The sequence below is a fragment of the Mesorhizobium sp. M0848 genome (assembly GCF_040319805.1).
GTDB lineage: Bacteria > Pseudomonadota > Alphaproteobacteria > Rhizobiales > Rhizobiaceae > Mesorhizobium.
The window spans coordinates 75,771-87,932 of sequence record NZ_JAMYOM010000012.1 but is presented as its reverse complement, the minus strand read 5'-3'; the positions used below and the strand labels follow the sequence as shown (position 1 = coordinate 87,932).

Genomic DNA, 12,162 nt, shown 5'->3' with positions numbered 1-12,162 from the left:
CCTGGCTGGCGGCTTTTTTGTTTTGATCAACACACAATCGACGACGCGGATCCCAAGCCGCGCCCAACCGGAGACGACGATGACGAAACGGATCAGGACTGGAACGACCCTCAAAGACATGACGCGCCGCGATTTTCTGGTCAGCAGTGCAATGACGGCCGGCCTGTTCGTGGCGGCCCGCAAGCTCTTCCCTTCCGGCGCCTATGCTGCGACCGCCACTCCGGAGGTCACCGGCGCCAAGCTCGGCTTCATTGCCCTCACCGATGCGGCACCGCTGATGATCGCCAAGGAGAAGGGGCTGTTCGCCAAGTTCGGCATGCCCGATGTCGAGGTGCTCAAGCAGGCCTCCTGGGGCGCGACGCGCGACAATCTGATGCTCGGCGGCGCCGCCAACGGCATCGACGGTGCCCATATTCTGACGCCGCTGCCTTACCTCATGCACACCGGCAAGGTGACACAGAACAACCAGCCGATGCCGATGGCGATCGTGGCGCGGCTCAACTACGACTGCCAAGGCATTTCGGTCGCCCAGGAATATGCCGGCACCGGCGTCGGCCTCGATGCCTCGAAGCTGAAAGACGCCTTTGCCGCCAAGAAGGCGGCCGGCAAGGAAATCAAGGCCGCCATGACCTTCCCGGGCGGCACCCATGATCTCTGGCTGCGCTACTGGCTGGCCGCCGGCGGCATCGATCCCGACAAGGACGTTTCGACCATCGTCGTGCCGCCGCCGCAGATGGTGGCCAACATGAAGGTTGGCAACATGGACGTGTTCTGCGTCGGCGAGCCGTGGAACGAGCAGCTCGTCCATCAGGGCGTCGGCTTCACCGCCGCCACGACGGGCGAATTGTGGAAGGGCCATCCGGAAAAGGCGCTCGGCCTGCGTGCCGAATTCATCGAGAAATACCCGAACGCCACCAAGGCGATCCTGATGGCCGTCATGGAAGCCCAGCAATGGTGCGAGGCCAGCGACAACAAGGACGAGATGGCCGCCATCATCGGCAAGCGGCAATGGATGAACGTGCCTGTCGCCGACATCATCGGCCGCCTCAAGGGCGACATCAACTACGGCAATGGCCGTGTCGCCAACGGCACCGATCTCTACATGAAGTTCTGGAAAGGTGGCGTCTCCTATCCGTTCAAGAGCCATGATGCGTGGTTCCTCGCCGAGAACATCCGCTGGGGCAAATTCGCGCCGACCACCGACATCAAGGCGCTGGTCGATCAGGTCAACCGCGAGGATCTGTGGCGCGAGGCGGCCAAGGATCTCGGCGTCGCGGCAGCCGACGTTCCGGCGTCGTCGTCGCGCGGCGTCGAGACCTTCTTCGACGGCAAGATCTTCGATCCGGCCAACCCGTCGGCCTATCTCGACAGCCTGAAGATCAAGGCATCGGCGTAGCACAACCGCAAGCGGCGCCCTGCGCCGCTTGCGATCACTACCTGCCCCCAAGGAGTTTTTCTCAGACATGTCGATCCAGACTATCGAGGACACAAAGGTGAAGGCGTTCCCCCCGAAGCCGGCGGAGGTCATCGCCTTCACCGCCAAGGCACGACGCCGCTTCGATCCGCTGGCGATTGCCGGCAAACTGGCGAGCGCGCTGGTGCCGCCCATCATCGTCATCGCGCTGATGCTGGTCGTCTGGCAGATCGCCTGTTCGTCGCCCACATCAAGCCTGCCGCCGCCGACCCAGGTGTGGAACGAGGCCTACGATTTGATCGCGCATCCGTTCTTCGACAATGGCCCGCAGGATATCGGCCTGGCATGGCGCGTGCTGATCTCGCTGCAGCGTGTCGCCATCGGTTTCGGCCTGGCGGCGGTGGTCGGCGTCGCGCTCGGCGCGCTGGTCGGCCAGTCGATCTGGGCGATGCGCGGCCTCGACCCGGTGTTCCAGATCCTGCGCACGGTGCCGCCGCTGGCCTGGCTGCCGCTGTCGCTGGCGGCGTTCCGCGATTCCAGCCCGTCGGCGATCTTCGTCATCTTCATCACGTCGATCTGGCCAATCATCATCAACACCGCCGTCGGCGTGCGCAACATCCCCGAGGATTACCGCAACGTCTCACGCATCCTGCGGCTCAACCAGTTCGAATTCTTCGTCAAGATCATGGTACCGGCCGCCGCGCCCTACATCTTCACCGGCCTGAGGATCGGCATCGGCCTGTCCTGGCTCGCCATCGTCGCCGCCGAAATGCTGACCGGCGGCGTCGGCATCGGCTTCTTCATCTGGGACGCGTGGAACTCGTCGCGGCTGCCCGACATCATCGTGGCGCTCGCCTACATCGGCGTCACCGGCTTCTGCCTCGACCGTCTGGTCGCGGCGGTCGGCGCCTTCGTCACCCGCGGCACAACGGCAAAGTGAGGAGAGGGCGATGACGGCCTATCTGAAGCTCGACCATATCGACAAATCCTTCTCGCGTGGTGCCCAGGTCAGCGAGGTGTTGAAGGACATCAGGCTGACCATCGACAAGGGCGAATTCGTCTCCATCATCGGCCATTCCGGCTGCGGCAAGTCGACCCTGCTCAATCTGATCGCCGGGCTGACCAAGGTGTCCGCCGGCGCCGTGCTGCTCGAGGACAAGGAGGTCGACAGCCCCGGTCCCGAACGCGCCGTGGTGTTCCAGAACCACTCGCTGCTGCCGTGGCTGACCGTCTATGAAAACATCAACCTGGCGGTGTCGAAGGTTTTCGGTCGCTCGAAAAGCAAGGCCGAGCGGCATGACTGGATCATGCGCAATCTCGACCTCGTGCAGATGGCGCATGCCAAGGACAAGCGCCCGGCCGAGATATCGGGCGGCATGAAGCAGCGCGTCGGCATCGCCCGGGCGCTGGCCATGGAGCCGAAGATCCTGCTGCTCGACGAGCCGTTCGGCGCGCTCGACGCGCTGACGCGCGCGCATCTGCAGGACGCGGTGATGGACATCCATTCCAGGCTCGGCTCGACGACGATCATGATCACCCATGATGTCGACGAGGCGGTGCTGCTCTCCGACCGCATCGTCATGATGACCAATGGCCCGGCGGCAACCATCGGCGAAGTGCTTGCCGTGCCGCTGGCGCGGCCGCGCCGGCGCGTCGAACTCTCTTCCGACCGGACCTTCCTGCGCTGCCGCGAGGCGGTGCTGAAGTTCCTCTACGAACGCCACCGCTTCGTCGAAGCCGCGGAGTAGCACCATGAGCGAAAGACTTGTCATCATCGGCAATGGCATGGCCCCGGGGCGCATGCTGGAGCACCTGCTGGAACAGGCTCCGGGCCGCTACACCGTCACCATCTTCAACGCCGAGCCGCGCGTTAATTACGACCGCATCATGCTGTCGCCGGTGCTGTCGGGCGAGAAAGCCTATGAGGAGATCATCATCCACGGCGACGGCTGGTACATCGCCAACAACATCACCCTCTACAAGGGCCACAAGATCGTCGCCATCGACCGAGCGGCGAAGACCGTCACCTCCGATCATGGCGTCACCGAACCCTATGACAAGCTCGTCATCGCCACCGGCTCGGTGCCGTTCATCATTCCGGTGCCCGGCCATGACCTGCCGGGCGTGCTGACCTATCGCGATCTCGACGACGTGCAGGCGATGATGCTTGCCGCCCAGTCGCGGGCCAAGGCGGTGGTCATCGGCGGCGGCCTGCTCGGGCTGGAGGCGGCAGCAGGGCTGAACGCGCAAGGCATGGACGTCACCGTGCTGCATGTCATGCCGACGCTGATGGAGCGCCAGCTCGATCCCGCGGCCGGCTATCTCTTGCAGCGTGCGGTGGAACAGCGCGGCATCAAGGTCATCACCAAGGCCAACACACAGGCGATCACAGGCAACGGCAAGGTCGGGCAGGTGGAGCTCGCTGACGGCACCATTATCCCAGCAACGCTTGTGGTGATGGCCGTCGGCATCAGGCCGAATTCGGCGCTGGCGAAACAGGCCGGCATCGCCGTCAACAGGGGCATCGTCGTCGACGCCGGCATGCGCAGCAACGATCCCGACATCTACGCGCTCGGCGAATGTGCCGAGGTCAACGGCCAAGTCTACGGCCTCGTCGCACCGCTCTACGAGATGGCGCGCGTGACCGCCAGCCAGCTTGCCGGCGACGCGGCGGCGGCCTTCGTCCATATGGACACGCCGACCAAGCTCAAGGTCACCGGCATCGAGCTGTTCTCGCTCGGCGACTTCGCCGAGGGCGAGGATCGCCAGGAGATCGTGCTGCGCGACGCCGCCGCAGGCGTCTACAAGCGCCTGGTGCTGAAGGATGACCGCATCATCGGCACCGTGCTCTATGGCGAGACGGCTGACGGCGCCTGGTTCAACGACCTCAAGAAGAAGCAGACCGACATTTCCGAAATGCGCGACACGCTCATCTTCGGCCAGTCCTACCAGGGGGGTGCCCCGCTGGACCCTATGGCGGCCGTTGCAGCCTTGCCGGATGATGCGGAAATCTGCGGCTGCAACGGCGTTTGCAAGGGAAAGATCACCGGCGCGATCACGGCCAAGGGCCTGACCTCGCTTGACGACGTGCGCGCCCACACCAAGGCGTCGGCCTCCTGCGGCTCCTGCACCGGGCTGGTTGAAAAGCTGATGGTGCTGACCCTCGGCGACACGTACAACCCCGCCGCCGTGCAGCCGATGTGCTCCTGCACCACCCTCGGCCATGACGAGGTGCGCCGGCTGATCAAGGCCAAGAGCCTGAAGACCATTCCCGCCGTCATGCAGGAACTGGAATGGACGACCTCCTGCGGCTGCGCCAAATGCCGGCCGGCGCTCAACTACTACCTCGTCTGCGACTGGCCGGATGACTACGCCGACGATTACCAGTCGCGCTTCATCAACGAGCGCGTCCACGCCAACATCCAGAAGGATGGGACCTATTCGGTGGTGCCGCGCATGTGGGGTGGGGTGACCAATGCCGCCGAACTGCGCGCCATCGCCGACGTCGTCGACAAGTTCGAAATTCCGATGGTCAAGGTCACCGGCGGCCAGCGCATCGACATGCTCGGCATCCGCAAGGAGGACCTGCCGGCAGTGTGGGCCGATCTCGGTCAGGCCGGCTTCGTCTCCGGCCACGCCTATGCCAAGGGGTTGCGCACGGTGAAGACCTGCGTCGGCTCAGACTGGTGCCGGTTCGGCACGCAGGATTCTACGGGCTTCGGCGTCCGCATCGAAAAATTCATGTGGGGCTCGTGGACGCCGGCCAAGGTCAAGATGGCGGTGTCGGGCTGTCCGCGCAACTGCGCCGAGGCGACCTGCAAGGATGTCGGCGTGATCTGCGTCGACAGTGGTTATGAGATCCATTTTGCCGGGGCGGCCGGCCTCGACATCAAGGGCACCGAGGTGCTCGGCCTGGTCAGGACCGAGGACGAGGCGCTGGAGCATATCGTGGCGCTGACGCAGATGTATCGCGAGCAGGGCCGCTATCTCGAGCGCATCTACAAATGGGCCAAGCGCATCGGCATCCCCGAGATCAAGCGTCAGATCATGGACGATGGCGACAAGCGCAAGGCCTATTACGACCGTTTCGTCTTCAGCCAGAAATTCGCCCAGGTCGACCCGTGGTCGGAACGCGTTTCCGGCAAGGACAAGCACGAATTCCGGCCGATGGCCTCGGTCGGGTTTGCGCAGGCGGCGGAGTGAGCGTGTTCCCGAAAAGTGGAAACCGGTTTTCGGTCAAGAACACGCGCAAAGAGGAAATCTAGATGAACTGGGTAGCAATCGGCTCCATCTCCGACATCCCTCGCCGCGGCGCGCGCTGCGTCGCAACGCCCGAGGGAAAAATCGCCGTATTCCGCACCCTGGACGATCAGGTCTATGCCATCGACGACCATTGCCCGCACAGAGGCGGACCGCTCAGCCAGGGCATCGTGCACGGTGCGGCGGTGACCTGTCCCTTGCACAATTGGGTGATTTCGTTGGAGACGGGCAAGGCGCTCGGCGCCGACGAGGGCGCGGTGCGCACCATTCCGGTGCGGGTCGAAGGCGAGCGTCTGTTCATTGCGCTGGAAGCGCTGGCCAGCCGCGCGGCCTGAACCCATGGAGATCGACGAAGCGCGCGAGGTGAGGACCACCTGCCCCTATTGCGGGGTGGGCTGCGGCGTGCTGGCGAAGGCCACCGCGGACGGGCAGGTGTCCGTCCGCGGCGACCCCGACCACCCGGCCAATTTCGGCCGGCTCTGCTCCAAGGGCTCGGCACTCGCCGAGACCATCGACCTCGACGGCAGGCTGCTGCATCCGGAGGTCCACGGCCGCCGCGCCGGCTGGGACGAGGCGCTCGACCTTGTCGCCTCGACCTTCTCGCAAACCATCGCCGAGCATGGCCCGGATGCGGTCGCCTTCTATGTTTCGGGCCAGTTGCTGACCGAGGACTATTACGTCGCCAACAAGCTGATGAAGGGTTTTGTCGGCTCGGCCAACATCGACACCAATTCGCGCCTGTGCATGGCCTCCTCGGTCGCCGGCCACCGCCGCGCTTTCGGCTCCGACACCGTGCCGGGAACCTATGAGGATCTGGAATTGGCCGACCTGATCGTGCTGGTCGGCTCCAATCTCGCCTGGTGCCATCCGGTGCTCTACCAGCGCATCGCGGCTGCCCGGGAAAAGCGGCCGGAGATGAAGATCGTCCTGGTCGATCCGCGGCGCACCATGACCGCTGACATCGCCGACATGCATCTGGCGATCGCGCCGGATGGCGACGTCGCTTTGTTCAACGGGCTGCTCGCTTATCTCGGCCAGCACAATGCGCTCGACCGCGCCTACATCACGACGCACACGACCGGCTTCGGGCAAGCGCTTTTCGCGGCCTCCGCGCTCGACCTGGCCGGCGTCGCTGCCGCCACGGGCCTGAGCGAGGACGAGCTTGGCCGTTTCTACAGCCTGTTTGCGGCAACGGCGAAAACGGTGACGGTTTACAGCCAGGGTGTGAACCAGTCGTCATCCGGCACCGACAAGGTCAACGCCATCATCAACTGCCATCTCGCCACCGGCCGTATCGGCAAACCAGGGGCAGGGCCGTTCTCCGTGACCGGCCAGCCCAACGCGATGGGCGGCCGCGAGGTCGGCGGCATGGCCAACATGCTGGCCGCGCATATGGAGATCGAAAACCCCGACCATCGCGACCGCGTGCAGCGCTTCTGGAACGCGCCGACTGTGGCCGAAAAAACCGGCCTGAAGGCAGTCGAGATGTTCCAGGCGCTGGCCGACGGGCGGATCAAGGCGCTGTGGATCATGGCCACCAACCCGGTCGATTCGATGCCGGACGCCCATGCCGTCGAGGCGGCGATCAAGGCGTGCCCGTTCGTGGTGGTGTCGGACGTGCTGGCCCAGACCGACACCGTCCGCCACGCCCATGTCCGGCTGCCCGCCGCCGCCTGGGGCGAGAAGGATGGCACCGTCACCAATTCAGAGCGCCGTGTGTCGCGCCAGCGCGCGTTTTTGCCCGTGCCCGGCGAGGCAAGGCCCGACTGGCGGATTGTCGCTGAGGTCGGCAAGCGGATGGGGTTTGGCGAGGCGTTTTCCTATGCGACGCCAGGGGAGGTGTTTGCCGAGCATGCCGCGCTGTCAGGATTCGAGAATGATGGCGCGCGGGATTTCGATATTGGTGCTTATGCCGGGGTTGATGCGGAGGAGTATGAGGCGCTGGAGCCGTTCCAATGGCCGGCGCCGAGCCCAGCCACCCGCCTCTGGCCTGCCGGCCATCTCCCCCGCAAGGGGGGAGATCGGCTGCCACCACGGCCTTCGCCAATTACAAACAATGCAGGAGATATGCGAGCATCAAAGCTGCCAATCTCCCTCCTTGCGGGGGAGATGTCCGGCAGGACAGAGGGGGGTGCTCAAGCTCGACATCAGTCGGACGAGCATCTTCGGGCCGGGCAGAGGCTGGAAGGTAACACCACCCGCTTCTTCGCCGACGGCAATTTCTACACGCCCGACCGCAAAGCGCGCTTCATCGCCATCCGCCCCACCACGGAAGTCCGCACCAGCCCGGACTATCCGCTGATCCTCAATACCGGCCGTATCCGCGACCATTGGCACACCATGACGCGAACCGGCAAAAGCCCGCGTTTGTCGCAGCACATCGCCGAGCCCTTCGTAGAAATCCACCCGGCGGATGCGCAGCGCTTCGGCATCGGCGACGCCGACATCGCGCGGGTTTCCAGCCCGCGCGGCGACGTGCTGGTGCGCGCGCTGGTGACGGCGCGCCAGCGCCAGGGCAGCCTGTTTGCGCCGATGCACTGGACCGATCAGTTTGCGGCAAGGGGCCGGCTCGACACGCTGACCGCGCCGCTGACCGATCCCATTTCCGGCCAGCCGGCGCTGAAACATGTCGCCGCCCGCATCGAGAAATTCGCCGCAAAGGCCTTTGGCTTTGCGGTGACGCGGCGCAGGCCTGAGCCTGATACCGCGGCCTACTGGGCCGTGGCCAAATGCAAGGGCGGCTGGCGGGTCGAGCTTGCCTTTGCCGAAGACGACATCGATTGGGCTGGCTTTGCCGGGTCACTGTTCGGCGTGTCACCGGGTGCGGAAATGCTCGCCTATCATGACCGCGACGCCGGCCAGCATCGCATCGCCGCCTTCGACGGCGATCAACTGTCAGCCGCCTTGTTCGTCGCACCCGGCCCGGTCGCCGTGTCGCGCGGCTGGGCGGCGGAACAGTTGAGTGCCGATCATGTCGACCGGCGCGGCAGGTTGGCGATCGTAGCCGGACGACCGGGCGGGATCGACGTCGACCGCGGCGCCATCGTCTGCTCCTGTTTCGGCGTCGGCGCCAACCAGATCGCGGAAGCGGTGCGCGGCGGCTGCGGCAGCGTTGCGGCGATCGGCACGGCCCTGCATGCCGGCACGAATTGCGGCTCCTGCCGCGCCGAGATCAGGGTCATCATCGACGCGCAGAGTCTTCAAGCAGCCGAGTGATTGTCCCGACCAAAGGGGCCTGCGCGACGGCGCTGGTTGGGCTATGGTGGCGCAAGCGTGCCACGTCGTGCACGAATCGTCTTCAGTCAGGGTCATCCGATGGCAAATCCCCCGCGTCGACCGACAAATCCGATGACGGCCGCCGAGGCGGCTTTCAAGCCGGTGAAGAAGCCGGCCGCGCCGGTTCGTGAGCCCTCCGCCGCTCCAGGCGTCAGGGAGCTTGTTTCGATCCGGATCGATCGCGCCGTGCTGGACCACTTCCAGGAGGATGGGCCGGGCTGGCAGGACCGCATCAACGACGCCTTGCGGCAGGCGATAGAAGGCAAGCCTGTTGTTGCCGAGGATGATCGTTCAGACGACGAGTAGCGGCTGTTCCAGTCAGCTCACGCCTCGAAGTGCAGGATATAGAGCTTGCGCGTCTTCTCGTGGATCGTCCATTCGCCTTTCCAGCCTTTCGGCAGCACCAGCATTTCGCCCGGACCGACGTCCTCGCTGCGGCCATCGGGACCATGCAGCGAGACCCGACCTGACACGATGTGGCAGGTTTCGGAATTGCTCTCGCGCGATGCGGTGAAGCGGCCCGGCGTGCACTCCCAGACGCCGACTTCCAGTGTGCCGTCAGGCGAGGTCCACAGCGTCTTCGCTGCTTCGAGCTGATCGCCGCTGATCGAGGTCGGCTTGGGCTCAGGCTCGCCGAGGTCGATGGAAGCGAGATGGGCGAAGGTCTGGAAGTCGGTCATGGCGGTCTCTCAATGTCCTGTGATGCGGTCGGCGATTGCGGCCAGTTTCGACGTATGCTGGAGGCCGGCTTCCTCGCGCTCGTCGGCGACGCGATAGAGCTGATACATCGAGTGGACGCCGAGCCAGCGCATCGGCTCGGGCTCCCATTTGCTCACCTGGCGGTTGACCCATGGCAGGCGGGTCAGTTCGGTGTCGCGGCGCAGGATAAGGTCGCGCAGCGTGCGGCCCGAAAGGTTGGAACTTGAGACGCCGAGCCCGACATAGCCGCCGGCCCAGCCGATGCCGGTTTCAGGGTCGAGGCCTGATGTCGTGCACCAGTCGCGCGGCACGCCCAGAACGCCGCACCAGGCGTGGTCGATGCGAAGCCCGGCTGTCTGCGGCAGAAGCCGGGTGAGGATCGCGTGCAGGCTTTCGATCGTGGCCTGCTGCGTCTGGCCGCGCACATCCGTTTGCGAGCCGTAACGATAGGGCACGCCGCGCCCGCCCATGGTGATGCGGCCTTCCCGGGTGCGCTGCGCATAGCAATAGGCGTGCGCGGCGTCACCGAGAAGCTCATGGCCCTCCCAGCCGATCTCGTCCCATAGCGATTGAGGCAGCGGCTCGGTGATGATCTGCGCGCTGTTGAGCGGCAGCCAGAGCCGCTCATTGCCTGATATGCCGGCCGTGAACCCTTCCGTGGCGCGGATGATGATCGGCGCGCGCACGGTGCCGCGGTTCGTCGTGACCTTGCCCTTCTCGATGCCGGTCACGGTGGTCTGCTCGTAGATCGGCACGCCAAGCCGCTCGACGGCTTCGGAGAGCCCACGCACCAGCTTGGCCGGCTGCACGCGCGCGGTGCCGTGGTGGACATAGCCGCCAAGCACATTTTTGATGTTGATGCGGGCCTTGGCCTCTGCCTGGCCAATCAGGCTGACGCGGTCCTGCGGCACGCTCCAGCCGATCGCATCGGCATAGGCGGCCTTGATCCGTTCGAGCTGCGGCGGGTTGGTGGCGACCGTCAGATTGTCGACGCGGCGGATGTCGGCATCGATGCCTTCGGCCTCGGTCACCGCGATCACTTCGTCGACCGTGCCATGCATGGCGGTTTCCATGTCGATGACGGCGCCGCGCGTCGAGGTCCGCAGATATTTCTCGCGCGACCAGCTGAAGCCGCCGGACAGCCAGCCGCCATTGCGGCCCGACGCGCCGAAGCCGGCGAACTCCCTTTCGACGATGGCGATGCGGATCGAAGGATCGGCCTTCTTCAGATAGTAAGCTGTCCACAAGCCGGTGTAGCCGGCGCCGACGATGCAGACATCGGCTTCGAGGTCACCCGGGAGCGGCGCGCGATAGGCCGGCAGCCCCATGTCGGCATACCAGAACGAGACGTTGCCGTTGACTTTGGCGTCCATGTCTAAAAATCCTGCGGGGAAAAGAGCGATCAGGTCATCGTCATGTCGGCGCGATCGTCGTCGGCAAGAAGTTTTGCATCGACTACCGACCAGCGCAGATCGACCGTGTCACCAATCGAGAACGGTGTGGCTTCCAGCGACGAGCGCACGATGGCGACCGAGCCATCGCGAAGCGTCACCTGGTATTTCGAACCCGACCCCAGATAGATCGCCTCGCTGACCTCACCGGTGAGGCTGTTCTGCCCGGCGGCGGGAGGCGTGTTGGTGCCGGCAAGCGAGAGCTTTTCCGGCCGCAGCAGGACCACCGGTTTGCCTCCGCCGGCAAGCTTGCCGTTGGCCACGATCTTCTGGCCGGCGATCGTCAGGCTGGTCTCGTTTCCTGACGTCTGGGCGGTGCCACGCAAACTGGTCGATTCGCCGATGAACTTGGCCACGAACAAGGTCGTCGGCTCGTCATAGAGCTGGCGGCCGGTTCCGACCTGTTCGATGCGCCCCTGGTTGAACACGGCGATGCGGTCGGACAGAACCAGCGCTTCTTCCTGGTCGTGCGTCACATAGACGAAGGTGGTGCCGAGTTCGCGGTGGATGCGCTTGATCTCCAGCTGCAGCCATTCGCGCAGTTTCTTGTCGAGCGCGCCGAGCGGTTCGTCCATCAACAGCAGCGGCGGATCGAAGACGATGGCGCGCGCCAGCGCCACGCGCTGCTGCTGGCCGCCGGAAAGCTCTGAGGGATAGCGATGCGCGAAATCGGCCATCTTGACCATGTCCAGCGCTCGCACGACGAGACGGTCGCGCGCCTGCTTGTCCATGCCGCGCAAGGTGAGGGGATAGGCGACGTTCTTGCCGACGGTCATGTGCGGAAACAGCGCGTAGTGCTGGAACACGACGCCGATGTTGCGCTTGTGCGCCGGCAGGGCGACGATGCTGTTGCCGCCGACGGCAAGATCGCCTGCGGTGAGGTCGGTGAAGCCCGCAACGACGTTGAGCGTGGTCGTCTTGCCCGAGCCGCTGGGCCCCAGCAGCGTCATGAACTCGCCGGGCTCGATATGCAGGCTGACATCGTCGAGCGCGGTGAAATTGCCGTAGCGCTTGGTTGCGCCCTTGATGTCGATGGCCGCGCCACGTTCCCTCGCAGTCATC

General features: G+C 65.0%; 10 protein-coding genes. 7 read left to right on the top strand and 3 right to left on the bottom strand.

Annotated elements, in window-relative coordinates:
* Positions 1 to 79: 79 nt before the first annotated feature.
* From NKH95_RS15740 to NKH95_RS15710, 7 genes are all read left to right on the top strand, one after another.
* Complete coding sequence (locus tag NKH95_RS15740; RefSeq protein ID WP_023809419.1) at positions 80 to 1,396, top strand: CmpA/NrtA family ABC transporter substrate-binding protein; 1,317 nt, start codon at positions 80 to 82, stop codon at positions 1,394 to 1,396.
* A 67-nt stretch (positions 1,397 to 1,463) separates the two neighbouring features.
* Positions 1,464 to 2,354, top strand: a complete 891-nt coding sequence (ntrB, locus tag NKH95_RS15735) for a nitrate ABC transporter permease (RefSeq protein WP_352610876.1) — start codon at positions 1,464 to 1,466, stop codon at positions 2,352 to 2,354.
* 10 nt (positions 2,355 to 2,364) lie between these two features.
* Positions 2,365 to 3,162, top strand: a complete 798-nt coding sequence (locus NKH95_RS15730; RefSeq protein ID WP_023809417.1) for an ABC transporter ATP-binding protein — start codon at positions 2,365 to 2,367, stop codon at positions 3,160 to 3,162.
* A gap of 4 nt (positions 3,163 to 3,166) precedes the next feature.
* Positions 3,167 to 5,617 carry a nitrite reductase large subunit NirB gene (gene nirB / locus NKH95_RS15725; protein ID WP_023809416.1) on the top strand — a complete coding sequence of 817 codons (2,451 nt, stop codon included), beginning with the start codon at positions 3,167 to 3,169 and terminating at the stop codon, positions 5,615 to 5,617.
* Between the two features lie 62 nt (positions 5,618 to 5,679).
* Positions 5,680 to 6,009: a nitrite reductase small subunit NirD gene (gene nirD, locus NKH95_RS15720; RefSeq protein WP_023809415.1), complete on the top strand. Its 330-nt coding sequence runs from the start codon at positions 5,680 to 5,682 to the stop codon at positions 6,007 to 6,009.
* 4 nt (positions 6,010 to 6,013) lie between these two features.
* Positions 6,014 to 8,890 (top strand): nitrate reductase, encoded by a 2,877-nt coding sequence (locus NKH95_RS15715; protein WP_352891966.1) that lies wholly within the window; start codon positions 6,014 to 6,016, stop codon positions 8,888 to 8,890.
* Positions 8,891 to 8,989: 99 nt separating this feature from the next.
* Positions 8,990 to 9,256 (top strand): BrnA antitoxin family protein, encoded by a 267-nt coding sequence (locus tag NKH95_RS15710; protein ID WP_023809413.1) that lies wholly within the window; start codon positions 8,990 to 8,992, stop codon positions 9,254 to 9,256.
* Positions 9,257 to 9,273: 17 nt separating this feature from the next.
* Here the strand turns inward: NKH95_RS15710 and NKH95_RS15705 are convergent, their stop codons facing one another.
* The 3 genes from NKH95_RS15705 to NKH95_RS15695 are packed head-to-tail and all read right to left on the bottom strand — an operon-like array spanning position 9,274 to position 12,161.
* Entirely contained in the window at positions 9,274 to 9,630 is a 357-nt protein-coding gene (locus NKH95_RS15705) for a cupin domain-containing protein (RefSeq protein WP_023809412.1), read from the bottom strand.
* Between the two features lie 9 nt (positions 9,631 to 9,639).
* On the bottom strand, positions 9,640 to 11,022 hold the full coding sequence (locus NKH95_RS15700; protein ID WP_352441993.1) for an NAD(P)/FAD-dependent oxidoreductase: 1,383 nt from the start codon (positions 11,020 to 11,022) through the stop codon (positions 9,640 to 9,642).
* Between the two features lie 29 nt (positions 11,023 to 11,051).
* A complete protein-coding gene (locus NKH95_RS15695; protein ID WP_023809410.1) occupies positions 11,052 to 12,161 on the bottom strand; it encodes an ABC transporter ATP-binding protein in 1,110 nt (369 codons plus the stop codon).
* Position 12,162 lies beyond the last annotated feature (1 nt).

Coding starts and splice junctions, on each gene's coding strand:
- nirD (WP_023809415.1), top strand. CDS start 5,680: ATGAACTGGGTAGCAATCGGCTCCATCTCCGACATCCCTCGCCGCGGC.
- NKH95_RS15715 (WP_352891966.1), top strand. CDS start 6,014: ATGGAGATCGACGAAGCGCGCGAGGTGAGGACCACCTGCCCCTATTGC.
- ntrB (WP_352610876.1), top strand. CDS start 1,464: ATGTCGATCCAGACTATCGAGGACACAAAGGTGAAGGCGTTCCCCCCG.
- NKH95_RS15700 (WP_352441993.1), bottom strand. CDS start 11,022: ATGGACGCCAAAGTCAACGGCAACGTCTCGTTCTGGTATGCCGACATG.
- NKH95_RS15705 (WP_023809412.1), bottom strand. CDS start 9,630: ATGACCGACTTCCAGACCTTCGCCCATCTCGCTTCCATCGACCTCGGC.
- NKH95_RS15710 (WP_023809413.1), top strand. CDS start 8,990: ATGGCAAATCCCCCGCGTCGACCGACAAATCCGATGACGGCCGCCGAG.
- nirB (WP_023809416.1), top strand. CDS start 3,167: ATGAGCGAAAGACTTGTCATCATCGGCAATGGCATGGCCCCGGGGCGC.
- NKH95_RS15695 (WP_023809410.1), bottom strand. CDS start 12,161: ATGACTGCGAGGGAACGTGGCGCGGCCATCGACATCAAGGGCGCAACC.
- NKH95_RS15740 (WP_023809419.1), top strand. CDS start 80: ATGACGAAACGGATCAGGACTGGAACGACCCTCAAAGACATGACGCGC.
- NKH95_RS15730 (WP_023809417.1), top strand. CDS start 2,365: ATGACGGCCTATCTGAAGCTCGACCATATCGACAAATCCTTCTCGCGT.